The sequence below is a fragment of the Bariatricus sp. HCP28S3_D3 genome, assembly GCF_052065755.1.
Classification (GTDB): Bacteria; Bacillota; Clostridia; order Lachnospirales; family Lachnospiraceae; genus Allocoprococcus.
Window position 1 is genome coordinate 45,502 of the sequence record NZ_JBQHTK010000012.1, and the last position, 23,950, is coordinate 69,451.

General features: G+C 45.7%; 17 protein-coding genes, 1 pseudogene and 1 riboswitch. Of the genes and pseudogenes, 6 read left to right on the forward strand and 12 right to left on the reverse strand.

Annotated features, from left to right (window positions below; translation table 11 throughout):
* Positions 1 to 75: 75 nt before the first annotated feature.
* Positions 76 to 1,503, forward strand: a complete 1,428-nt coding sequence (locus ACTNB3_RS09415; RefSeq protein WP_441025230.1) for a DUF4832 domain-containing protein — start codon at positions 76 to 78, stop codon at positions 1,501 to 1,503.
* Between the two features lie 97 nt (positions 1,504 to 1,600).
* Here ACTNB3_RS09415 and ACTNB3_RS09420 read toward each other — a convergent pair whose 3' ends face one another.
* The 5 genes and pseudogenes from ACTNB3_RS09420 to ACTNB3_RS09440 all read right to left on the reverse strand — a co-directional run.
* A complete protein-coding gene (locus ACTNB3_RS09420) occupies positions 1,601 to 1,888 on the reverse strand; it encodes a hypothetical protein (RefSeq protein WP_441025232.1) in 288 nt (95 codons plus the stop codon).
* Between the two features lie 9 nt (positions 1,889 to 1,897).
* Positions 1,898 to 3,127 carry a HipA domain-containing protein gene (locus tag ACTNB3_RS09425; protein WP_441025234.1) on the reverse strand — a complete coding sequence of 410 codons (1,230 nt, stop codon included), beginning with the start codon at positions 3,125 to 3,127 and terminating at the stop codon, positions 1,898 to 1,900.
* A 138-nt stretch (positions 3,128 to 3,265) separates the two neighbouring features.
* Positions 3,266 to 4,351, reverse strand: coding sequence for a nucleotidyltransferase family protein (locus ACTNB3_RS09430; RefSeq protein WP_427820151.1), 1,086 nt, complete (start codon positions 4,349 to 4,351; stop codon positions 3,266 to 3,268).
* Positions 4,329 to 5,120: an ATP-binding protein gene (locus ACTNB3_RS09435; protein WP_441025262.1), complete on the reverse strand. Its 792-nt coding sequence runs from the start codon at positions 5,118 to 5,120 to the stop codon at positions 4,329 to 4,331. Before ACTNB3_RS09435 ends, ACTNB3_RS09430 begins: the two co-directional genes overlap by 23 nt.
* Positions 5,097 to 6,473, reverse strand: a pseudogene (locus ACTNB3_RS09440) (IS1634 family transposase); the annotation flags it as partial. The pseudogene ACTNB3_RS09440 and the gene ACTNB3_RS09435, both read right to left, overlap by 24 nt.
* 343 nt (positions 6,474 to 6,816) lie before the next feature.
* Positions 6,817 to 6,924: riboswitch (TPP riboswitch) on the forward strand.
* A 208-nt stretch (positions 6,925 to 7,132) separates the two neighbouring features.
* Between ACTNB3_RS09440 and thiS the strand changes: the two are divergent.
* From thiS to ACTNB3_RS09465, 5 genes are all read left to right on the forward strand, one after another.
* Complete coding sequence (gene thiS / locus ACTNB3_RS09445) at positions 7,133 to 7,336, forward strand: sulfur carrier protein ThiS (protein WP_441025235.1); 204 nt, start codon at positions 7,133 to 7,135, stop codon at positions 7,334 to 7,336.
* Positions 7,337 to 7,342: 6 nt separating this feature from the next.
* A complete protein-coding gene (thiF, locus tag ACTNB3_RS09450) occupies positions 7,343 to 7,987 on the forward strand; it encodes a sulfur carrier protein ThiS adenylyltransferase ThiF (protein ID WP_441025237.1) in 645 nt (214 codons plus the stop codon).
* A 30-nt stretch (positions 7,988 to 8,017) separates the two neighbouring features.
* Positions 8,018 to 8,794 carry a thiazole synthase gene (locus ACTNB3_RS09455; protein ID WP_441025239.1) on the forward strand — a complete coding sequence of 259 codons (777 nt, stop codon included), beginning with the start codon at positions 8,018 to 8,020 and terminating at the stop codon, positions 8,792 to 8,794.
* 12 nt (positions 8,795 to 8,806) lie between these two features.
* On the forward strand, positions 8,807 to 10,048 hold the full coding sequence (gene thiH, locus ACTNB3_RS09460) for a 2-iminoacetate synthase ThiH (protein ID WP_441025241.1): 1,242 nt from the start codon (positions 8,807 to 8,809) through the stop codon (positions 10,046 to 10,048).
* 93 nt (positions 10,049 to 10,141) lie between these two features.
* Positions 10,142 to 10,768, forward strand: coding sequence for a thiamine phosphate synthase (locus ACTNB3_RS09465; RefSeq protein ID WP_441025243.1), 627 nt, complete (start codon positions 10,142 to 10,144; stop codon positions 10,766 to 10,768).
* On the opposite strand, the gene ACTNB3_RS09470 is transcribed toward ACTNB3_RS09465, so the two are convergent.
* From ACTNB3_RS09470 to ACTNB3_RS09500, 7 genes are all read right to left on the reverse strand, one after another.
* Positions 10,699 to 13,398, reverse strand: coding sequence for an AAA family ATPase (locus ACTNB3_RS09470; RefSeq protein ID WP_441025245.1), 2,700 nt, complete (start codon positions 13,396 to 13,398; stop codon positions 10,699 to 10,701). The genes ACTNB3_RS09465 and ACTNB3_RS09470 overlap by 70 nt on opposite strands.
* Positions 13,395 to 14,522, reverse strand: coding sequence for an exonuclease SbcCD subunit D (locus ACTNB3_RS09475; protein WP_441025246.1), 1,128 nt, complete (start codon positions 14,520 to 14,522; stop codon positions 13,395 to 13,397). The genes ACTNB3_RS09470 and ACTNB3_RS09475 overlap by 4 nt, the downstream gene beginning before the upstream one ends.
* A 67-nt stretch (positions 14,523 to 14,589) precedes the next feature.
* Positions 14,590 to 16,035 carry an SPFH domain-containing protein gene (locus ACTNB3_RS09480; protein ID WP_441025248.1) on the reverse strand — a complete coding sequence of 482 codons (1,446 nt, stop codon included), beginning with the start codon at positions 16,033 to 16,035 and terminating at the stop codon, positions 14,590 to 14,592.
* Between the two features lie 42 nt (positions 16,036 to 16,077).
* Positions 16,078 to 17,124: a hypothetical protein gene (locus ACTNB3_RS09485; RefSeq protein ID WP_441025249.1), complete on the reverse strand. Its 1,047-nt coding sequence runs from the start codon at positions 17,122 to 17,124 to the stop codon at positions 16,078 to 16,080.
* Between the two features lie 178 nt (positions 17,125 to 17,302).
* The gene (locus ACTNB3_RS09490; RefSeq protein WP_441025251.1) at positions 17,303 to 19,003 is read right to left on the reverse strand and encodes a Na/Pi cotransporter family protein; all 1,701 of its coding nucleotides are present in this window, start codon (positions 19,001 to 19,003) and stop codon (positions 17,303 to 17,305) included.
* 905 nt (positions 19,004 to 19,908) lie between these two features.
* Positions 19,909 to 20,979, reverse strand: coding sequence for a 16S rRNA (cytosine(1402)-N(4))-methyltransferase RsmH (gene rsmH / locus ACTNB3_RS09495; RefSeq protein ID WP_441025252.1), 1,071 nt, complete (start codon positions 20,977 to 20,979; stop codon positions 19,909 to 19,911).
* Between the two features lie 105 nt (positions 20,980 to 21,084).
* Entirely contained in the window at positions 21,085 to 23,928 is a 2,844-nt protein-coding gene (locus tag ACTNB3_RS09500) for an NYN domain-containing protein (protein WP_441025254.1), read from the reverse strand.
* Between the last annotated feature and the right edge of the window lie 22 nt (positions 23,929 to 23,950).

Here is a 23,950-nt window from a genome sequence, read left to right on the forward strand (position 1 = left end):
TTAAAATAAGACGTAGCTATTCGTACGGCGGTTCGAATTGCTGCAAGAAAGCTTTTAGGAAACGGAGCACATACAATGAAATTCATGAATGCTTTTTCTTTCAGATTATGGATACTGGTCTTTCTTTTGTTAGGAATCATAATTGCCTATCTGTTGACCTCCTATGCAAACCGCATCACTTATATGGCAGAAGCTTTTACCGAAAGCAGCGAGCCGCTTGCCAATCCTTACCAGGGCTTTTACCACATCATCGGCTATACCTTGTCCGATGAATATACATCTGCAAATGCTTCTTATCAGACGGATTCTTACACAGCTTCTCTGGCGCTGCTGGAAATCAATCTGAAAAATTACCGTAAAACCGAAATAAGCGAAACCGGACTCACACAATTCAATGACATTCTGGAAGCCTGGTCACAAGCCCCTTCCAATCCAAAACTGATCCTCCGTTTTCTTTATGACTGGGATGGCATCGCAGCGGTTACCGAACCGGATTCACTGGATCGGATTCTGACACATATGGATCAGATCAGTCCACTGGTCAATCAGCATCAGGATCTGATTTACATCATACAAGGGATATTCATAGGAAACTGGGGTGAAATGCATCATTCGCGTTTTATGGATGGCGCTTCCGTAGGCACGCTCATCCGCCACTTAAATGCTGTCATCGCACCTTCCATCTACCTTTCCGTCCGCACGCCCGCGCAGTGGAGAATGATCAACGATGTGTATGATGTCCCCTCGAACTTCCCGGCATTTGGAACAGATGATTCTCTGATGGGAAGACTTGGTCTTTTCAATGACGGGATGCTTGGTTCCGAATCTGACCTTGGCACATACGGATCGACCGCAAGACGCGATGCCGGTTCTCCGGCTTACCAGGGCACACGAACAGAAGAACTGGAATTCCAGAATCGCTTATGCCGGTATGTGCCAAACGGCGGCGAAGTCATTTACCAAAGCACACTGAGCACTCTGAACACCTCCGTATCCGCACTTCAGACCATGCATGTCTCTTACCTGAATGCCGATTACGACAGCCGCGTTCTGGATAAATGGAGAAATACTCTCTGGACCGGAAAGGATGCTTTTCGTGGATGTGACGGATACCGCTATGTACAGGAACATCTCGGATATCGCTACCTGATCCAATCCTGCAAGCTCAGGAAATCCGGAGTACTAAGACAGAATTTATCCCTCACGCTGACCCTGCAGAACGTCGGATTTGCCAACACACTGAAACCATTTCTAACTTCGATTGTACTAAAAAATGCAGAAACCGGAGAATGTATCAGCGTTCCATTCGGTGCAGATCTTCGAAAGCTCTGCAGCGGGCAAAAAAAATCTTTCACAGTGAAACTTCCTGTGAAAGATCTGAAACACGGCAGATATCAAATTTATTTTTCTGTAACAGATGAAACAAGCGGGGAAATGATTCTGCTGGGGAATAAGAATGAAGCTACAGATGATGGGTATCTGTTAGGGCAGTTGGAGAAGTAAGGCATTTCACCAACTGCCCTCGCTTCCTCCGCTTCTGCCTTCAGTGGAAGCAAGCGAAAATCTGCCGATTGCCGAAATTCACTGATTAGCAAAATAATTAATACTCCCTGGTACTCTTATTTACGAACGGTCTATATTCCTCCGCAATCTTTATTCCTTTAATGAACTCACATGCTTGTTCATAATAATAATTTACTGCTGTCTGAAATACATTTTCTCTTTTTCCCGCAAGAATATCTTCGCTAAACGCAATCTCCTGATGATATGGCACCTGCTTGCCTGCAAATACTATATAATTCTTCTGATTTTCCAAATCAACTACTAATTGAGGTGTATCACCAATCGTAAGAATATTTCCATCTCTCTTAACGTTAATTTTATTCACATTACCACCTTACCAATACTTCTCTTTTTTCCAGATTTTCTTTCCTTGCTGAAATAATTTCAAATACTCTACTTTTTGAACAATCGTCTGTGCAATCTTTTCTGCTCTGTCTGACGGCATATTAGTATATTTTTCCAACAACTCACAAACTTCCACAGAAAAGCCATCCAACATATCTAAATCAATAAGCTTCTTATTTTCTACATATCGAAGCAGATCAACTTCTTTCTGACAAAAAGATGTCACTCTGATATTCAACAAATTATCTTTTGTAGGAATAATATCATTATTGTAAAACAAGGCATTTCCAGTGTCAAATATAGGTGCCATTGCAACAAGCTTTCTCTCTCTTGAATCATACAAAAATCCAAAATTATTAAAATGTCTGTCTGTATTCGTCAAGATAAAGTCTATAAGAATCGTATATTCCAATTGTTCACGTACTACCTTCTCGTCCATTCCCATCTTAACTGCCTGATGAATCATAGCTTCATATGAAGACATTTCATTCGGTATCTTATAATTTCTAACTAACTGATACGCTGACACGAATTCCAACTTTGAAGATGTAAACAACGGACTCAACGAACAGGAAATCTCCTGCTCATCGATTTTTGCTGTTTCAATCTGATAAGGCACATAATTCTTCCATCCTAATCGTTCATGCAAATGACTGGCAATCAGTTCATTCACAGATTGCTGTCCATAATCATTGGCATTTATTTTTATTAAATATCTGATACCATCTCTAATAACCCATTTCTTTTTCATTTCCCCTGTAACCGATGAGGACGGAGAAAATCTTGAAATCTCAGCATCAACATCGATTTTCTCAGAATCCGTCAGAAGCGAACCAAGGTCGTCTGAAAATGTATTATCATAAAAATTCAATTTTTTCCAGTAAAGCTCTTTTCCCAGAGGCTGCATCCAATAATGATCCGTAAGACTAAGCCCATAACCAGATAACATCAAAGCCAGACTGGATTGTTCCTTCAGATAATTCAACACCTGTTGAATCCCTCTTCTGGAATCTGGAATTGCCCTTGATCTCCACCAGGTTACAATACTATTGTGATTATCCGCACTGCACCCAACAGGTAATTCTTCCGGTAAATAGATTGCCAGTACCTGCTCTATTTCTCCCGAATTCAAATTAATTCGTACCATGCCCACATCCAAATCTTTATGCTTTAACACAAAAAGATTGTTTGGAATAATATCGGAATTGATAACAATCACCTTCCTTCCTCTACTATGACGAATGCATCGGAATCCATTCTTATCCACACACTCAACCATTCAGCTATGCATTACCATTATATCAGAATAAATGCCCAAGTCCAAGAGTATGGTGAGAATTGACACTTTACTTCATTACTACTCTTCGTATGATGTAAGGCGTTTCACCAACGTCCCTCGCTCCCCCGCTTTCTTCATAATCGCAGAAATGGGTGCACGATTCAGTTTCTTATTATTTCTCAGGAAACGCACCAGTGTAGCAACCCACAGAACCGGCCAGAAGACTGCTATTCTCCCCGCCTTTGGGAAATTAATATGCATCTGATGATGGAATTCTCTCACATAAGCCGCCAGCGAATTTCCTTCCATGCCTACCATACGTTCTGCTTCACTGTAGCCGAATTCTCCTGCATCCAAGATGTCTCTCAGCAATGCGTCCGTCACGTCCTGCTCTGCCGGATGCTCCGCCGGAACCGGACTCTTCTTTGGATTCAATCCAAGATATCTCACGCATATAGCCGTTATCGCTTTTGCAAATTCTGCCGTACCGCTCTCGCAGGCCATTTCCCAGAAATCTCTCCGCGCTTTTTCCTCATCACAGTTTTCCCACAAGACAACCCAGTCACAGAGATTGCGAAGCCCAAATCCACTCCCGACAAAATGCTGCAGCATATGGATCAGCAGATAAAATCCCTGCCATGCCGTCTCATATGCATACATCTGTAATCCCTGCCATTCTACAAGGTGGACGTGCTGAACACTTTCTTTCTGACACCTTTCCAGATATTGATTCAAATGCTTTTCCTTAAAAGCTTCCGCCCACGTTGTGTGAAGCTCTACCACTTCATTCTTCCCGGAAACCAGAACGATATGATGGTTCGCATGCCATTTGCCGAAAGATGCGAAACCATTGTCTTTCAGAATCCGGACTGCCTTCCCGACATCATTTGCACTTGCTATAAACAGATCCAGATCGGTTGTCTTCCGGTATTCCGGAACCGGGTAAAATCTTGCAACCGCACTGCCTTTCATTGTGACAGCAATAATTCCCGCTTTCTCCAAAAGCGCGGTGAGTCTGGAATTCAATACCTGTAATTGAATTCCTTTGTGCACAGTTTTCGCTGTTTTAAACTGCACAGCAAACCTCGGTTCTTCCGGAATCCTGTCCATCTCCAATACATTCTCAAGCAGTGACAGCACTTCATGACGGTCTGCATAAGCCACAAGTTGCTGCCATTATCAATTCTTGTGTAAATCCTCTCCTGGAGAAGATATAGTAATGAAATGTTCCATTCTTGCGAAATACCGAAGCATATCTGCGAATCAGTTCCAATTCCCCGATTCCAATTTTCTCATTTCGATACTTGCAGGAACCTATCAGATACTCATTTCCTTCCACCGGCGTTCCAACAATATCGATTTGAATTTCTTTTCTGGTTTTTGCATCTGTTCCCCACCACTGTCCAACATTGCTTAACAAAACAGGAAGATTGGATGCATAGCGAAGCAGATATTCTCGACACATTTTTTCAAAGACCAGCCCCATATAATCCGGATAATACCGTTTTACCGCCTGCTCATAAACCTGCTGCATACGTCCTGCACTGATTAGAGACATATTCCTCGGAACAAAACGGTACCAGAAACGGAAGAAATTATCATCAATGCCATAAACTGTTTTCTTTCCAGTCTTTTCTGTAATAGGAGTTTCTTTCTTCAAAATGCCCAAATCCAACAATACCTTCAAATATTTTGCACACACACCGGATTCAAGTCCTACTTTTGTAGAAATTTCATTTGAACGACTGGCACCGCCAGCAATAGCAGCAATGACTGAATTATAGATTGCCGGCTCCCGCAACTCTTGTTTTAATAAATTTTCCGGCTCTTCAAACAGATAACTGGAGATATTGAACAAATTTTCCAATAGTGCTTCATCTAAATTTTTTTCTACATCAAGCTTGTTGATATAGTGAGGAATACCACCGGTCACACCATATAAAAGTGCCTGATCCTCTGTCGACAGATCCGGATAAAATGCTGTAATCTCACGGTAAGGCAGTGCCTGTATCTTAAACTGTGCCGTTTGGTGTCCGTAAAGAGGACTTTCATACCCCAGCACCCGATACTCCATAAAACTCTTGGATGAACCACACAGAATCAAATATAACTGTCCGTCCTGCCACTGATGGTCAATAATATGCTGAAGGCGTGATGAAAATGATTTCTCAGCCTTTGCCAAATATGGGTACTCATCAATAACAAACACCATACGTTTATGCGATGACATTGTTGTGATTTCTTCCAAGGCATCCTCATAACAATACCGTTCTTTTCCATCGGATGGGTATAGCTGTCTTTTTACGGTAATGCCGCTGACTTTATAATCACGGATGCTATAGGCACGGTTCTCTTCGAAAGTCCCTTTTACTTCAAGAACCAGGCTTTTTACAAGTTCCTTCATGCCTTTCATCATGATCACGAACTCATAACCACATTTGTCCATGTATCGGATATTTTCTTTGCTGAAATATCCTCTGTCAAGTATGAATCCGACATGTTTGTAGCCGTATCCGTTTGCTTTTTCCAGCATCAGCTGAAGCTGTGAGATATCGACGATGCTTCCGGGATATTCCTCATAAAAAAGCGGCTCTGAATTATTGTGGTCATAAGCAATAGAATAGTTGAGCACCGGCAGACCCTTGTCATCTTTTGCATGGCCGTATTCTACAAAATCGATGTCTCCGGCCTGGCAATTCTTATTGGTTGAATCATAGGAAATATAGATCTTTTCTCTGTGATCACGGGACTGGTTCCACTCGTTTTGAAAAGCGATACTCTGGTCTCTTGTGATACTGTTAATAAAATCAGAGACCTTTGAATCGCTGTATATTTTCATTCCTTTTGTAAAAAGAGGATGATTATACGCGTAATCCGGATAATACTGTCCGGCATTATTTTCTGCTATGATCGAATAGGCAATCAGATCCAGAAACAAACCGCTGTCACGGCCGATCAGTCTGCCGATGATCTCATCCAGATAATATTCAGCAATGATACGACGCAGTACAAGGAATGCCCCGATCCGAAGGCAGCCACTGCGGCAGGCAGTATCTTTTATTTCCGGAAGCTCCGTGTCCGGAAAATATTTCAGGAAATTTGTATTCGGATACATCATATCCGAATTACCATCCGTGCATTTACCTATGGTTGTGTTGATCGGCACTGTGTATTTTTTGCCAGGGTCGTATCTTCGGCCATAGGAATAGTAAATATAAGTAACACCCTTGATTGTTTTTCTTGAAATTCCGGACGTGGAATCCGGTATTTTTACCTTGTAATCCAGTTACATACGCCCTCCTATAGAGAGTTAATTAACTCTCTATAACAATAGCACATTTACCTGGGAAATGTAAGAAATACAGCCAGTTTTTAGCTTAAAATCAAGGTTTTTGAAAATTTCTAACCCTGTTCTCAGAAACGAGAGTTAATTATCAAGGAAGTTCAGATTCAAGCAATATATAATATTAGTAACAGTTCAGCCATGAGAGAGAGCCTTAGCTACATATGCAGCGAGAAAGACTGCGAAGCAGTCGGCTCGAGCTTTATGGCTGAACTGTTACTAATATTATCTTTTTTATTTAATCTATTCTTGACAATCCTTTTACATGTCTTTATACTGAATCTTGTAAATTGATCCGGGGAGCTTGTGCGCCAGGCTGAGAGGAAGTTCAGAACTTCGACCCGCATACCTGATTTGGATAATGCCAACGTAGGAACAAACGCAAAAGAGCTAAGATCGCGGGAGAAGCCTATGGCATCTCCCGTTTTTTCATGCAATCATTCAAACCGGCAATTTACATTTTACAAATATATACAGGGAACAATTGAGATTGAACCGGCATTATGAGTTCATGAAGGGGTGCACCACCACGGGTACATTTCTTTGTGGACTTCTTTTTTTGCAGAATTGACCTTGATTGTTCAGAAAGGAGGATTGCATTCATGATTCAGATCACAGTCAACGGTTCTAAAGTAGAACTCGAAAATCCGGTCACGGTCACGGAATTCTTAACATCGCGCAATTACACGCTGACCCGGATCGCAGTGGAATTAAACGGCGCTATTCTTCCTAAATCCGCCTATTCTGCCACAACACTTACGGAAGCGGATACCATGGAAGTTGTAACTTTTGTAGGAGGAGGCTAGATCATTATGAGAGACACGATTATATCGAAAGAAGACATCCATGAGGCTTTAGTAATACGCCATTCTGAAGAAGTGCAGAAGCGCCTTGAGGCGGGCCGCGTTGCCATCGCAGGGCTCGGCGGTCTGGGTTCCAATGTGGCATTTGCCCTGACGCGTATCGGTGTCGGGCATCTTCATCTCGTCGATTTTGACGTTGTGGACCTGACCAACTTAAACCGACAGCAATATTTTCTGGAGCATGTCGGAATGCCGAAAACAGAGGCTTTGAAATCCGAGCTTCTGCGCATCAATCCTTATCTTGATATCGTAACCGATCAGGTACGTGTGACCGAAGAAAATATTGAGATGCTTTTTAATAATGAAGACATTATCTGCGAAGCATTTGATGTGCCGGAATGCAAGGCCATGCTGGTAAATGGCGTTCTGGAGCATTTTCCGGAGAAAAAACTGGTATCGGCTTCCGGAATGGCGGGGTTTGAGAGCAGTAATCTGATCCATACCCGGCGGGTCCTGCCGAACTTCTATCTCTGCGGAGATGAGGTCACCGAGCCTGCCTACGCGAGGGGGTTAATGGCTCCCCGGGTTGCAATCTGCGCGGCCCATGAAGCAAATATGATCACGCGCCTGTTACTTGGCGAAGAATGTGTATAAGAAGAATCGAAACAGAAAGAAGGAAACCTTATGAGTAAGACAAATGACAAATTTATCCTCGGAGGACATGAATTCACCTCCCGTTTTATCCTCGGCTCCGGCAAATTTTCGCTGGACCTTGTAAAAGCATGTATCGAGAAGGCGGATGCTCAGATCATTACGCTTGCGCTGCGCCGTGCAAATGAGGGCGGTCTCGCCAATATTCTGGACTATATCCCGGATACCGTTACCCTCCTTCCGAACACCTCCGGCGCCAGAACTGCGGACGAAGCAGTCCGGATCGCCCGCCTTTCCCGCGAAGTGTGCGGAAGTGATTTTGTTAAAATTGAAGTGGTACATGACTCCAAATATCTGCTGCCGGACAATTATGAGACTATCAAGGCGACAGAGATTCTCGCAAAAGAAGGTTTTGTCGTAATGCCGTATATGTATCCGGATCTGAATGCCGCACGTGATCTTGCAAATGCAGGTGCTGCCTGTATCATGCCGCTTGGTTCTCCGATCGGTTCCAACAAAGGTCTTTGCACCAAAGAATTTATCCAGATCCTGATCAACGAGATCGATCTTCCGATCATTGTCGATGCCGGAATCGGCCGTCCCTCTCAGGCCTGTGAGGCGATGGAAATGGGTGCTGCAGCCGTCATGGCAAATACCGCGATCGCTACTGCAGGGGATGTACCAGCCATGGCTGAGGCCTTCAAGAAGGCAATCGAAGCGGGCCGAAGCGCTTATCTTTCCGGCATGGGAAGAACACTCGACAAAGGTGCCAGCGCATCTTCACCGCTGACCGGTTATCTTCAGGATTAGGAGGTGCGATTTATGAGTCAGGATACCATAACAGAGAATTCTTCCAAAGAGCACTGGAACGAGAGTATCGTAAATGAAGTGATTCTGGAGGATTTAAAGCAAAACCGAATCGACCACATGACGTATCTGCCGGGAATGGAGGATCCGCATTCCGATATCATGGACAAAGTCATTGATGCCATGAACCATTATGATTACGAGAAATATACCGAAGCTGACGTGCGCCACGCACTTGCCCACGACAACCGTACTCCGGAGGATTTCGCAGCGCTTCTTTCTCCTGCCGCCCTCCCGCTCCTTGAGGAGATCGCGCAGGAGGCACGACGGGAGACACGGAAGCATTTCGGCAACAGTGTTTACATGTTCACACCGCTCTATATTGCCAATTACTGTGAAAATTATTGTATTTACTGCGGTTTTAATTGCCATAACAAGATCAATCGTGCTATGCTTAACCCGGAACAGATTGAAAAAGAGATGCAGGCCATCGCTGAAACCGGACTTCAGGAGATTCTGATCCTGACCGGTGAAAGCCGTGCCAAATCCGACGTGAAATACATTGGAGAGGCTTGTAAGATCGCCCGGAAATATTTCCGGGTTATCGGCCTTGAGGTGTATCCGATGAACTCGGACGAATATGCTTATCTCCACGAATGCGGAGCCGACTACGTAACCGTTTTCCAGGAGACCTATAACTCCGATAAATATGAGACGCTGCATCTGGCGGGACACAAACGTATTTTCCCGTATCGTCTGAACGCACAGGAACGTGCTCTGATGGGCGGAATGCGTGGTGTCGGCTTCGGTGCTCTTCTGGGACTGGATGACTTCCGCAAGGATGCATTTGCCACAGGCTATCACGCCTACCTGCTTCAGCGGAAATACCCCCACGCCGAGATTGCATTTTCCTGCCCCCGGCTTCGCCCGATCATCAACAATGACCGGATCAATCCGATGGATGTTCACGAGCCTCAGCTTCTTCAGGTTGTGTGCGCTTACCGTTTGTTCATGCCATTTGCAAGCATCACAGTCTCCACCCGCGAATGCGCAAGAGTGCGTGATAATATGGTAAATATTGCCGCAACGAAGATCTCCGCCGGCGTCAGCACCGGTATCGGGGAACACGCGGATGATATTGAAGAAAAGGGAGATGACCAGTTCGAAATCTCCGATGACCGTTCTGTCAAAGAAGTTTATGACGCGCTTCTGGCGCATGATCTTCAGCCCGTTATGAATGATTATATTTATGTATAGCAATGCATCTGACTCTCCTGGTACGGCGTTTTGCAGGCGCCACACCGGCACCGCCATTTGCAGATTGCCGTACCAGGAAAGGATGATTGATATATGAATGATACGAATAACGATTGCGAACATAATCCATTTCAGAATGTGATCGCCGTTACCAACCGGCACTTAAGTAAACGACCCTTTTTAGAGCAGATCGAGAGGATCTGCAAATGCCATCCGGAGGCAATCATGCTGCGCGAAAAAGATCTTTCGGCAGACGAGTATAAAAAACTTGCCGCACAGGTCCTGGAAATATGCAGGACTTACGATATTCCCTGCATTTTGCATACCTATGTCCAGGTTGCGAAAGAACTTGGAACGGGGAACATCCATCTGCCGCTTGAACGTTTTCGCAAATATGATGCCGAGATAAAAGAAGGGACTCTGCCGTATACATTCTACGAACCTTTCGTAAGTATTGGCACTTCCGTTCATTCGGTAGGTGAAGCAAAAACAGCGGAACGGCTGGGGGCCTCTTATATTACTGCAGGTCATATTTATGCCACCGACTGCAAAAAGGATCTGCCGCCGAGAGGGACGGAGTTTCTTCGCAGTATCTGTCAGGCTGTGAATATTCCGGTCTACGCTATCGGGGGAATTAACCCGGGAACCGGTCAGATTGAAGAAGTGATGAAGTGTGGGGCAATCGGAGGCTGTATTATGTCGGGGATGATGGAAATATAACTTCCATTCTTCCCTTTCAGGATTTCCAATTTTACAGGAATCACATCCTTCAGCATTTCTACATGGGATATGATTCCGACCAGGCCGTTGGCCTTTTGTATTCCCTGAAGGACTTCCAATGCATCGTAAACGGAATGTTGATCCAGTGTTCCGAAGCCTTCATCGACAAACATGGCGCCAAGGCGCATGCCGTTCCCCTGGGTCTGCACGATGGTCGAAAGGCCAATTGCAAGGCTGAGTGCGACAAGGAATTTTTCTCCTCCGGACAGGGTCGTCACGCTTCTTCTTTCTCCGCTTAATGCATCCAGTACTTCCAGTTCCAGACCGCCTTTATGGCTGGTTCCTGCGATTTCATTCGTCCGATAGAGGCGGTAGCGCCCGCCATGCACCTGTTTTAAGAGGCGATTGGCCTCTACGGTGACCGAGGAAAGCATCACGCCAAGTACATATCTTTGAAGGCTGATCCCGGATCTTCCTCTGAGTCGTCCTGCAAATTCCAGATTCGCGTCGACACGGATGCGTTCTGTCTCATATTTTGCTTTCCGTTTGGCAAGGGAGTCTTCTATTCGTTTTATGCGCTGAACCTCCTGCTGTGCCAGAATCAATTCTTTGGATCTGTTTTTCTGCTCAGTCTCAGCAATCTGCAGTTCGTATTCCATCTCTTTCAGCTTCGGCCGGATCTTTCCTTCCAGTTTTTCCTGTTGTTTTTGCTCTTCAGTTCTCACATTTTCCAAAGTAGTCCGATAGGAAATCAATGTCTCCCAGCAAGTGTTCTTTTCCTTTGTCTGCATCAGGCTGCGAATAAATTCTTCCTCATCTGCAAATCCATGCTCTGATAATGCCTGCTTCCATATCGTTTGCTGTTCTTCAAATCGCAGTTTTCCCTCTTTGGATGCTTCTTGCGCTTTCGCGAGCTGCACGTTCGCCGCAGTCACTTCTCCCTGAACTGCTGTCAGCAACTGCTGGATCTGTTTCTCTTCTTCCCGGAAAGAAAGAATCCATGTTTCTGATGTTTTACGCTCCTTCAAAAGCTGCATCGCATTTTCGATACCGCTAATTTTCTGCCCCAGAAGTTCTTCATAGGCAGTTTGAAGGGCAATCATATTCTGCTCAGCTTTTCCGGCCTCCTGCTGTAAATTCTGGTATACCGCTTCCGCGTTCCTGCGAAGTTCTGCATTCCTGCTGACTGCTTTGGTGCATGCGTTGAGCTTTTTATTCAGGGTATCCAATTCCTTTTCTGTCACCTTCTTCTGGCTCAGTCTCGCCGGCTTCGGATGTTCCCTGCTTCCGCACACCGGGCAGGGCTCTCCAGGTATCAGCTTCTCAGCCAGCGTACCACTGATTCCGTCCAGATACTGTTTCTGAGCAGCGGTATATGCATCCATACACTTTTGCTGACTTTCCATCGCTTCCATCCAAACAACATTGGCCTGTTCAAAAGACTGTTTCTTGTCCGCAAGCTTTTTCTTCAGCAGGTTCCATTCTTTTTCAGCGTTTTCTGCCATGCCTTTCTTCTGTTCCAAAGATTCATACAGACCCTCTGCACGCTCCAACAATGCAAGACGTTTGGTTTCCCGATCGTATGTCACCCGCATTTCTTCATGCTTATTCTGCTTGTTCTGTATTCCCTGCAGTCTGCATTCAGCCGCAATTTTTTCTTCTTCTGCGGACTTCTGGGCATTCTTTCGCCGGGCATATTCCTCTTTGGCTCTGACCGTCTCTGCATATAAAGGCTGGATCTGATCCGCTATATCCGATTTGGCAAGCCTTTGCGCGGTCGCTTCCATCTTTCCCGCTTTTGCTTTCAGCTGCTCCATTTTTATCTGCCATTTTTCCAGAACTTCAAATTCCGCATTCAGTAGTACTGCCTGCTCATAACGCCTTTTCTTTTCTGCCATTTCTTTTTCCACACGTTCGGCAAGACTTTGCAGACGGATCAGTTCCTGCTCTTTTTGGGCTGTCAGGATCTGCAGTTCTTCCACATTTTCACAGGAATAGTCTTTCAGGCGGCTTTGGATATCTGCTCTTTCCCGGATGAGCTTTTGGTCTTCTTCCGTAATTCTCCGATAAATCTCCTCCGCGATCTTTTGCCATTTGTCCGCCCCAAACAGACTGACGAGGATGCTTTCTTTTTCTGCCGAATCCGAAACCAGAAATCGCTCAAACTGTCCCTGCGGAAGGATCACGACCTGTCGGAACTGCTCATCGTTTAAGCCGATGATTTCTTCTGCCTTGGCGCTCACGTTCTGCTTTTTAGGATTTGCAAATATCGGAACATAATTTCCATCCTCCAGAACCATACAATTGTGATAATCCCTCAGATTCTTTCTCCCATAACGCAAAGAACGTGTGAATTTATATCTCTTTTGACCGGCATCAAATACAAATTCCACCATTGTCTCATCTTCTTTTTCCGCCAGTTTGCAGCGCATCACGCTCATATCCCCCCGCAGTCCGCCGCTGGATTTACCATAAAGTGCATAACAGATAGCGTCCAGAATCGTCGTTTTCCCGGCGCCCGTCTCACCGCAGATCAGAAAGAGCCCACTCTTTTCGAGTGCCTCAAAATCAATAAACTGTTCTTCCATATAAGGACCAAAACAGCGAAATCTAAGCGATACAGGTCTCATGATAATTCACCTTCTTTCTCACACCATTCCAGTACTTCCTTAAAAAGTGAAAGCTGTTCTTCATTTGGAAGGGCTCCGCCATTTTCCCCGCAAAATCTCATCATGATATCCACTTCGTCCAGCGACTGAAGTTCTCCTACCGTCAATGCCGTCTGACCGTCCCCTTCTTCCAATGCTTTCCCGTAAAGCTCCAATAAATAAGGAAACTTCTGCTGCAATGCGGACAACAGTTCCAGACCGGCATACCGGTCACTTACATAGAGCCTCAGATAATCCTCTGACAGATCTTCCCTTTCTATGATTTCTTCATAGGTCCCCCGCACAGTTTTACGGTCATGCAGCATCTGAATCGGTATGGTTCGAATCTCGGAAGATTCGGTATCGATGAGCACGACTCCTTTTTGCTGGCCCTCTTCATTTCCAAAGGAATACTTTACCGGGCTTCCCGAATAACAGATATGCTCGTCGATCATCTGCGGCTTGTGAATATGCCCGAGCGCAACATAATCGAAGCCTTCGAATACATCTTTGGAAACAGCCGATGCCTGTCCGACTCTCGCCGACCGGTCCGATTCGGAAAGCTCTGCACTTACGATCAGCGCATGTGCCACCACAATATTGAAACGGGACGGATCCATCTCTTCCCGGATATGGTCGCAGACGACTTTCATTGCTTTCTCCTGAGAAGTAATCTCTGTACTTTTCTCAGGGAACAAGGCGATGACCTCCTCGCGGTTAAAAAAGGGCAGCGGGTAAATCGCTGTATTCCCGGCAAGGATCGGTGTGATCTCTCGGGGCAGGCGGCCCGACACATAAAGTCCCGCTCCTTTAAGCAGCTCACTGCATGCTGCGAGCCGCTCTGCACCATCGTGATTTCCTGCGATCACGACCATCTTTTTCCCCATATCCGCACAGATTCTGGTTGTTGCCTCATTATAAACAGAGATTGCTTCCGCATTGGAAACACTGCTGTCATACACATCTCCCGCAAGCAGAAGGATATCTGCCTGTTCTTCTTCTATGATGCTATATAATTGTTCCAAGAAGAAACGCTGGTCACCTGCCAGCGTTCCGGTTCCGACCGACATTCCAAGATGCCAGTCCGAAGTATGCAATATTCTCATGAATTTTCAGCTCCTTATCTCAAATCCAGATATCCACTCTCAGGAAGATATACATCCAGAAAATTCTTTACTGGATATCCTCATCATTAAAAGGATCCCCGCATTCCGGACAGAAGCGTGGCGGATTTGCCGGGTCAGCCGGTTCCCATCCGCATTTATCGCAGCGGTAGAGCGGGATGCCTGCCGGTTTTTTCGCTCCGCATTCTGTACAGAATTTTCCTTTGTTCACCGTTCCACAAGAGCAGGTCCATCCGTCATCGGCCGGTTTCGGCGATCCACATTCCGGACAGAATTTTCCGTTTACTGTTGCGCCGCATTTACATTTCCATGATCCTGCAGGCGCTGGTTCCGGCTTCTTTGTCCCGCATTCCGGGCAGAATTTGCCTTTTACAACTGCGCCACAGTTACATTTCCACGTATCGGCCGCTGCCGCCTGCTGCTGTGCTGCCTGCTGCTGTGCCGCTGCCTGACGATTTGCCTCCTGCTGCTGAACTCCGGCATTGTAGAAATTCTGCGCGGCCTGGAATCCTCCTGTACCACCGCCTGCATTCATTGCCATTCCCATACCGAAGAATCCGTTCATGGAGCCGTTCGGATTGGATGCGGCATTTTCCATTGTAGCTGCAGTTGCATCTGTCATGCGCCCTGCCATCATAAATGGATTGCTTCCCATAGAAGCGGCGTCTTCCATCTGATTGATCTTCTTCATATCCTCTTCCGTCAGCGTGATCGGATTGAGGGCAATTCGCTGGATTGTAATACCTCTGCGCTCTGACCATTCATTCCGCAACGTATTGTTCATCGCGTCTTTCAGTTCATTTGCATGCGCAGGAATCTGAGCCGGACGAAGCTGCAACTCAGAAAGTGCTGCAAAAGCAGGCTGCAGAGCATCGATAAACTCGGTCTTCAGCTGTCCTTCAATCTCATCTTTTGTAAATTCCTGTTCTACGTTTCCACAGACCTCTGAATAGAATAGGATCGGGTTTGTAATCTTATAAGAATAAACACCGTTGCATCTGACCTGAACCGTTCTGCGGATACCGATTTCTTTATTTACCACGTCAAACATAAACGGATTCGGTGTTCCGAATTTGTTATCCATAATCTCTTTGGTGTTAAAGTAATATACTCGCTGCTCCTTTCCAGCGTCCCCGCCATATGCAAAACGTTTTCCGATATTCAGGAATGCCTGCTTGATGCCGTCTCCCAGATCCCCCGTAAAAATACTTGGCTCTGACGAAGTATTATAAGTGTACTCTCCCGGTTCTGCGCAGAATTCTACGATTTTCCCCTGATCCACGATGATCATGCACTGCCCGTTCGCCACAGCGATTCCGGAACCATTGGTGATTACATTATCGTTCCCCCTTGTGTTGGATGAACGTCCGCTCGTTCTTTTCTTTCCTTTCACAACCAGAACATCATTGGCAAGTGCATCACAGTAGAAAAACTCCAGCCACTGATCTGCCAATGTCCCGCCGATTGCCCCCATTCCTGCTTTAATTAATCCCATAATTGAATTCTCCTTTCACTGCTTGTTAATTATCTTTATGTATTATCCTTTCGCAAGTTCCACTCCTGTAATCACCCACTTAAATGGGTTCTGCACTTCACTGACCGGTGAAATGTGGACGGCTGCATACTCCTCAATCTCTCCTTTGAACAACAATGTTACATCTACATTCCGGTCATCGGTCACTTCCATCGACCGAACGACTACTGTAGAGTCATCTACTGTAAAATTGGCTTTCACAATAACAGAATCTTCCGCACTTTCCGGCCAGATGATGCCATCGCTCTCCTTGATATCAGGGTACACTCCCGTTTCCGGAAACATGGCCTCCGCATACTTGTTCAACGTTTCATAATCCAGATAAATATTGCCTTCCGCATCTGCATCTGCAGTCTGAAGCGTCACAATTGTAACCGCGTTCGCAATCGCAGTCCAGAACTGCTCAGGCTTATATGCGATATCTTCTTCGACTCTGATCGATAATCCGGCATATACGGCACAAAGTGATAGAATCGGATCCGTTATTTCCGGACAGGTCGCATGGGGTTTCTCTCCTGCAACCTCAAATACCTGCTTTCCATCTTTTCCGTCCTCCATCAGATACCACACTGCGGTTTTGTCTCCTTTAAATGCAGTGATACGATACAGCGGTATGCACTCCGCGAGATACCCGTCGAACTCATAGACCTTACCGGCTTTTGTCTCCACATTAAACATGCAATCCACCGGGCGGAAATATAAGGGGGCTTCCATCCACTCTCCCTGTTCCAGCGTCACATACACATCATCTACATCTGAGCAGAACCGAATCTTCTTGCCTTCCGTCTCTTCCGAAAAACCGGACAGCCACATCTGCGCGTTCCCCAATTCCTGATACTCTTCGGAATACAGATCCGTGTAAAATGTCAACCGGAAATCATCATTTTCCGTTTCGTCTGTGTTGTCCACGGAAACGGGCTTATTTTCGCCATCCGTTGCTGTCTCTAAATTTTCAGACCCCGTCTGTTCTTTTTCCGTTTCATTTTCCTTGCACCCTGCACAGCCGACAAGCAGTACCATAATCAAAATCCATGCCAGTATCCGTTTCATCGCATCACCTCCTGAGCATTTTCTATATTACTAATTTACCATGATTTGAGACAAAATAATATAGTGATAAACATTATTTTTCGTTAACTTCTGTAAAATTCATGCCATTAAAAAAGGTGCACAATCTGTATTTAATCAAATTGTACACCTTGTCATATGATAAATTCTATTTTCCCGCTCAGCTCGCCTGCTCTTGCCGGACATTCATAAAATTACGCAGCTTTGTCTGACCGGTCACCGCATCTGCTATATTGACACAGCAATTTCCCATTCTGTCGATATCGTGCAGGATCTGTCCGAACGGTACCGTGAGATTTGCCACGCATTTTCCCTTCCCGACACGGTTCATATGCGCTTTTCTCATCTCAATATCCAAATCCATGACCTTTTCCTTCTTTTTCTGGATTTCTGCACTGCCATCCTCATTTCCCGTCACCATCATCTCCAGGACATCTGCATACATGTCACCCATAAGTATCAGACTGCTTTCCAGATCTTTTAATGCTTCCTTTGAATACCGCTTTTTCTTACCAAGGCGTTCCGTCAGCGCTTCCGCTATATCTCCGCACAATGATCCGAGACGTTCCACATCACTCAAAACATACATCATTCCCGCCGTCTGGGATGTCTGTTCTTCCGTCATGACACCGGCCGCAAAAAGATCCGAGAGATAATCTGTGATATGCTTGCTCAATGTCTGAACATTTTCCACATTCTCAAGCACATGCTGAAGCAGATCTTTTTCTTCTTTTCTGACTGTCTTTGCAAGCTCCTCCAGTACACCGCCTGCAAGCTCGCTGCAGCGGATCACTTCTTTGGTCACCAGTTCCAGTGCCGCCGCAGGCTGTGCTGTCAGTTTTTCATCCAGGAAAAGCGGTTCTCCCGGCGCATGCACCATTTTCCTTCCATCCGGCACAAGTGCCATTACTATTTTCACCAGAATTCCGATAAGCGGAATCCAGATAAGCGTCATTACGATATTAAATATAGTGTGCGCATTCGCAATCTGCCTCGCGATCACTTCCACTTCAGGTCCTTTCGGTGAGATCCACTGGACGAACTGCGCATATGGTTTCACAAACCAAATGAATAAACATGCTCCGGACACGTTGAATACACAATGTGCCACTGCGGTTCTCCTGGCATCCTTCGGCTGCCCTACACTTGCCAGAATTGCCGTAATCGTCGTTCCGATATTATCTCCAAGAAGAATCGGGATCGCGCCCGCAAGTCCGAGAATACTCGTCACGCCATCCGGCCCCGCCTGCGATGCAAAATTCTGCAATACCGCAATGGTTGCACTGCTGCTCTGCACAACCAGCGTCATCAAAGTACCTACCAGAACTCCCAGAACCGGAATGTCCGCCACCTTCCCGATCAGATCCGTAAACACCGGGCTGGACGCCAGAGGTTTCATAACATCCCCCATCGTCTCAATTCCAAGGAACAAAAGTCCAAAAGCAAATACCGTCTGTCCGATGTTCTTCACCTTTTCATTTTTCGCAAGAAATGACGCAATGAAGCCTCCAAAAATAAACACATATATGTAGTCACTGATCTTAAATGCTATAATCTGTGCGGTCATCGTTGTACCGATATTTGCACCCAAAATAATCGAAATCGCCTGAGGCAGGTTCATCAAACCGGCACTGACAAATCCAATCGTCATGACCGTCGTCGCACTGCTGCTCTGCAGCACCGCCGTCGTCAGCGCTCCTGCAAGCACGCCCATGACAGGATTGCGCGTCAGAAGGGCAAGAATGCTCTTCATCCTCTCCCCTGCCGCTTTCTGCAGACATTCACTCATCAGATTCATACCATAAATAAAAATGGCAAGTCCTCCCAGTAAACCAAATACAATTCTTGTTGAATCGCTCATAGTGTTCTCCTTATTCACATTCTCATATTGATCCTATTATCTTCTTTACTATAATTTGAGAATGTAAAATACATATCGGAGAAATGTTAAATCTGTGTAAAATGAAGACTGATATGCATGATTTGGAAGAGGGAAACTTTTGCTGACTTATTGCCCATTCATCCCTTGCGCCTTGTGGATTGATATGATATATTATAAGCACAAAGAGAACAACCGCCCACAAGGGGATTGACCTCATTGTTGTAATTCAGTATAGAATCACCACCCTTTTTGGTCAAAGTTCTGGGGTGGTTTTTCTATGCCTTAATTCATTATCTGATAAACGTAAATACGAATGTCAGTAACGCCAGAATGAACTCAAATCCTTGAAATCAAAAGGTTTCTTGTCCACCAGCACCCCCCCCCATTCTATGTAGAATAGAGGTCAGCCACCCTATAACACGGTTGTTCCTGATAAAAGTTTATCATATTTTAGTCTGTTTTTCATTGAACTTGTAATTTAATCTGCTTCTACATTGCTTTCCACATTCTGATGTATTGCTCCAGTAAATTCATCCCTTGCGTTTTGTAGTTTGATATGATATATTATAAACACAAGGAGAACAACCGCCCACAAGGGGTTGACCTCGACATATGGTTAAAGAATCACCACTCCATCTCTCGTCAAAGTTCTGGGGTGGTTTTTCTATGCTTTAAAACATTATCTGATAAACGTAAATACGAATGTCAGTAATGCCAGAATGAACATGCCAAAAGCCATCAAATCCTTGAAATCAAAAGGTTTCTTGTCCACCAGCACCACCCCCATTCTATGTAGAATAGAGGTCAGCCACCCTATAACACGGTTGTTCCTGATAGAAGTTTATCATATTTTAGTCTGTTTTTCATTGAACTTGTAATTTAATCTACTCTCGTATTGCCCACCTCATCTTCGTGGACTTCGCACGTCCATTTCTTGCGCACTCTTCTGCGGACGGGCGGATCACTTCTTCGGAGATCTCACTGTAAAGTCCCTCTTTCTTGAATTGTTTAAATGACTTCTTCACCAGCCGATCTTCTCCGGAATGGAAGGTCAGTATTGCCACACGTCCGTTTGGTGCCAGCACTTCCGGCAGTTTTTCCAGAAATGTGTACAGTACTTCATATTCACTGTTCACATCGATTCTAAGCGCCTGGAACGTTCGCTGGCAGGATTTCTTCAATGCCTCTTTCCGCTCTGCTTCCGGAAGAAACCGGAGTGCCTGTTCAATCGCTTCTTTCAGCTGTGTGGTCGTTTCAATTTTTTTACCTCTTTTTTGCAGATTCACGACTGTTTTCGCGATTTCTTCTGCGTAAGGCTCGTCTGCATTTTCAATCAACATGCCCTGGAGTTCCTCCTGCGAGATTCCCACAAGACGCTCAGAGGCGCTAATTCCTTTTTGAGGGTTCATTCTGAGATCCAGAGGGCCTTCTACTTTATAGGAAAACCCTCGATCCGGATTGTCGATCTGCATGGACGAAACGCCAAGATCGGCAAGAATAAAATCAAATTTCTTTCCTGTTTCTTTTGATACTTGATCAATATCTGCAAAATTCTGCAGCCGCACGGTCAAAATCTCTTCTCCAAATCCCTGTTTTTCCAGACGTTCTTTCGTTTTTGCCGACTCGATCGGATCCACATCCAATGCGTAAATATGTCCTTCACCTTTCAGGCACTCCAACATCGCTTTTGTGTGACCGCCATATCCAAGAGTCGCATCCAGTCCGGTCTGTCCCGGTTGAATCTGAAGGAAATCCAATATTTCTTTTACGCAAATTGAAATATGCATTCCCGCCGGGGTACTTCCTTTGCTGATGACCTTCTGAATGGTATCAGCGTATTTCTCCGGCTGATGCTCTTTGTATTTCTCTTTATATGTTTTCGGATGCGTCCCCGAATAGCGTACGCGCCGTTTATGCTGTTGTTCCTGATTGGTCAGTATCTCCTGATTTTCCATCTGCGCCTCCTATACGTTTTCCACAAATCGCATTTCACTACTTTCTATGTTTTTTCGTGAATCACCATTTTTACCTTTTCCGTAAATCGTCATTTCATTGTCTCGTTAAGATTCAAACGGTGTTTTTTTCTTCCCCAGGCGAACCGCCTCCATCGTTTTTGCCATTTCCTCATCCATATGGTCAAAGAGATAGTTCTTTCCGCTTTCTCTGCGGCTTTGTGTTTCTTCTCGAATCTGCCGGCTCACAATCTCTACTTCTTCTTTGAATTCTCTGGAGGAAATCAAAGTCCCTCCCTGTCCAAGTGTTACCACCTGTTCTACGCCGTCCGATGTCACGACTGTTACATGATATTTATGGCCGATTTCATGCACGACCTTTTCGATGTATTGGTCTGCTGTCTCAGCCTCTTTGGTATAAACCACATGAATATTGTGGTATTTCTGAATCTCCAGATTGAATCCTTCTACTTTATATGCGTCAAATACAAGGATAACGATACATTTCTTAAATCCCTGATAATTACAGAGAATATCCATAAGTTTTCCTCTTGCAGCCTCTATGTTCGTCTTCGCCAGATCTTTCAGATCATCCCACGCGAAAATGACATTGTATCCGTCCACAAGCAGATATTCCTGTACAGATTCTTCTTTTTTTTCTCTGTGTTTCTTTATTTCCGGCGCTGTAACCGTTTTCTGGGTGTTCGCCTGTTTTCGCTCGATTTTTCCGTAGGTACGGATAAATATTTCTTCCAGTTCTTTCGATTCACGGGCATGGCGTTCATAGCGCTCTGCTCCGGCTTTGGAAGCGGATCGCCCGGTATTCTGTGGCTTTCCGGTTCTCTGGGCGCTTTGTTCCGTTCTTTCCCCTATTCCGTCCTTTGCCGGAATCTCTCCGGGCATCCGGCTTTCTTCTCTCTCTTTTAGTATCCGCTCAAGCTGCGGCTCAAGATGCATATATTCCGGAACTTGTTCCCAGGATACGTTAAATCCTGCCCCATGCGCACAAAATACAGACCCGGGGGGATTTTCAAGATCCCGTTCCGGATCATAACCGGATGCTTCTATGATTTCTTCCGAATTATGGCACGGCTCATAACCTTTGAATGTACAGAAGATTTTCCCCCTGCCTTTCGTATAGCCGGTGACTTCCATCTGATAATCGCGCATGGTCGCCACCGGAGCATAGCCCATTATGACCGTCATATCCCCGTCTGCCTGCGGGGGCTGGAATTCGCCTGCCATTTTCTGAATATCCGTAAGGGCCCGTCCGACACATTCCGATGGGATTTCAAGGCGGAAATCATAATAAGGCTCAAGCAATACATTTTCTGCCTGCATTAGTCCCTGACGCACAGCCCGGTATGTAGACTGCCGGAAATCCCCGCCTTCTGTGTGTTTCAGATGTGCTCTCCCTGCAATCAAGGTAATCTTTACATCCGTTAGCGCCGCGCCTGTCAGTACACCTCTGTGCACTTTCTCAGCAAGATGCGTAAGTATCAGCCTCTGCCAGTTCAGGTCCAGCACATCCGTACTGCACATGGTATCCAGCGTGATTCCGCTTCCCGGCTGCCCCGGCTCCATCAGCAAATGTACCTCCGCATAGTGGCGGAGCGGTTCAAAATGTCCGACTCCTTCTACTACATTTCTTATCGTTTCTTTATAAACAATATTTCCGATTCCAAATGTCACTTCCACGCCAAATCTGTCTTTAATCAGGCTTTGAAGTATTTCCGTCTGCACAGCCCCCATCAGCTGCACATGTATCTCGCCAAGCTCTTCATTCCACACGATCCGCAGCATCGGATCTTCTTCTTCTAAAAGTCTTAAGTTCCGAAGCATCGTATGGACATCGCACCCTTCCGGCAGGATCACACGGTAATTCAACACCGGTTCCAGGACCGGGCCTTTTGCCTCCTGCCCGATGCCAAGTCCTTCACCGGGCCTGGTATAGCCAAGTCCGGTTACGGCACAGATCATTCCGGCCCCCGCTTCCTGTACCATCTCGTATTTCTCACCGGAATAAATCCGAATCTGGTTCACCTTCTCCTCCCAGTGTTCCGACGACTCCGGCGCATTTTCCAGCGTATCTTTCACCTTCAAGATCCCGGAAGTGATCCGCAAATGGGTCAGTCGGTTCCCCTGATTGTCTCTGGATATTTTGTAAACCCTTGCCCCAAATAATTCATTTGACAGATCATCAATCGTCTTCCCGGGCGCGAGTAAAGCACGGGCAGGGCGTGTATATTCTTCCAGTCCCTCCAATAAGTCCTGCACTCCCTCTACTTTCAGTGCCGATCCGAAATAACATGGAAACACTTTACGTTCTGCGATCAGGCGGATCAGCATTTCTTTTGAGATTTCTCCATGTTCCAGATATTCTCCAAGCGCATCTTCATCACACATGGCGATATTTTCCCAGAATGTGTCCTTCTCTTCCGCCCCGTCAAATGCAATGCATCCGTCATCCAATTTCTGTTTCAATTCTTCCAGACGGGCTGCTCTGTCTGTCCCGTTCTGATCCATTTTATTGATAAATAGAAAAACTGGAATCCGGTAGCGTTTCAGCAGATTCCATAACGTGCGGGTGTGCCCCTGCACGCCGTCCGCCCCGCTGATGACAAGGATGGCGTAATCCAGCACCTGCAGCGTCCGTTCCATTTCCGCGGAAAAATCCACATGCCCCGGTGTATCCAGAATCGTCATTTTCATCTGCTTCTTCGGCAGCTCCACCACTGCCTGCTTTGAGAAAATCGTGATACCGCGGCTACGTTCCAGAGAATTCGTGTCCAAGAATGCGTTCCCGTGATCCACTCGTCCCAGTTTTCTGATATTTCCGCACAAATACAGGATACTCTCGGAAAGCGTTGTTTTCCCGGCATCTACATGGGCGAGCAGCGCTGTGCATATATGTTGTTTTGTTACTGTTGTGTTTTCTGAAGTATCAGCCATCCAAATGTCCCCTTCTATTGCT

Excerpts from the sequence above, each read along its gene's own strand:
- ACTNB3_RS09415 (WP_441025230.1), top strand. The coding sequence starts at position 76 with ATGAAATTCATGAATGCTTTTTCTTTCAGATTATGGATACTGGTCTTT.
- thiS (WP_441025235.1), top strand. The coding sequence starts at position 7,133 with ATGATTCAGATCACAGTCAACGGTTCTAAAGTAGAACTCGAAAATCCG.
- thiF (WP_441025237.1), top strand. The coding sequence starts at position 7,343 with ATGAGAGACACGATTATATCGAAAGAAGACATCCATGAGGCTTTAGTA.
- ACTNB3_RS09455 (WP_441025239.1), top strand. The coding sequence starts at position 8,018 with ATGAGTAAGACAAATGACAAATTTATCCTCGGAGGACATGAATTCACC.
- thiH (WP_441025241.1), top strand. The coding sequence starts at position 8,807 with ATGAGTCAGGATACCATAACAGAGAATTCTTCCAAAGAGCACTGGAAC.
- ACTNB3_RS09465 (WP_441025243.1), top strand. The coding sequence starts at position 10,142 with ATGAATGATACGAATAACGATTGCGAACATAATCCATTTCAGAATGTG.
- ACTNB3_RS09470 (WP_441025245.1), bottom strand. The coding sequence starts at position 13,398 with ATGAGACCTGTATCGCTTAGATTTCGCTGTTTTGGTCCTTATATGGAA.
- ACTNB3_RS09475 (WP_441025246.1), bottom strand. The coding sequence starts at position 14,522 with ATGAGAATATTGCATACTTCGGACTGGCATCTTGGAATGTCGGTCGGA.
- ACTNB3_RS09480 (WP_441025248.1), bottom strand. The coding sequence starts at position 16,035 with ATGGGATTAATTAAAGCAGGAATGGGGGCAATCGGCGGGACATTGGCA.
- ACTNB3_RS09485 (WP_441025249.1), bottom strand. The coding sequence starts at position 17,124 with ATGAAACGGATACTGGCATGGATTTTGATTATGGTACTGCTTGTCGGC.
- ACTNB3_RS09490 (WP_441025251.1), bottom strand. The coding sequence starts at position 19,003 with ATGAGCGATTCAACAAGAATTGTATTTGGTTTACTGGGAGGACTTGCC.
- rsmH (WP_441025252.1), bottom strand. The coding sequence starts at position 20,979 with ATGGAAAATCAGGAGATACTGACCAATCAGGAACAACAGCATAAACGG.
- ACTNB3_RS09500 (WP_441025254.1), bottom strand. The coding sequence starts at position 23,928 with ATGGCTGATACTTCAGAAAACACAACAGTAACAAAACAACATATATGC.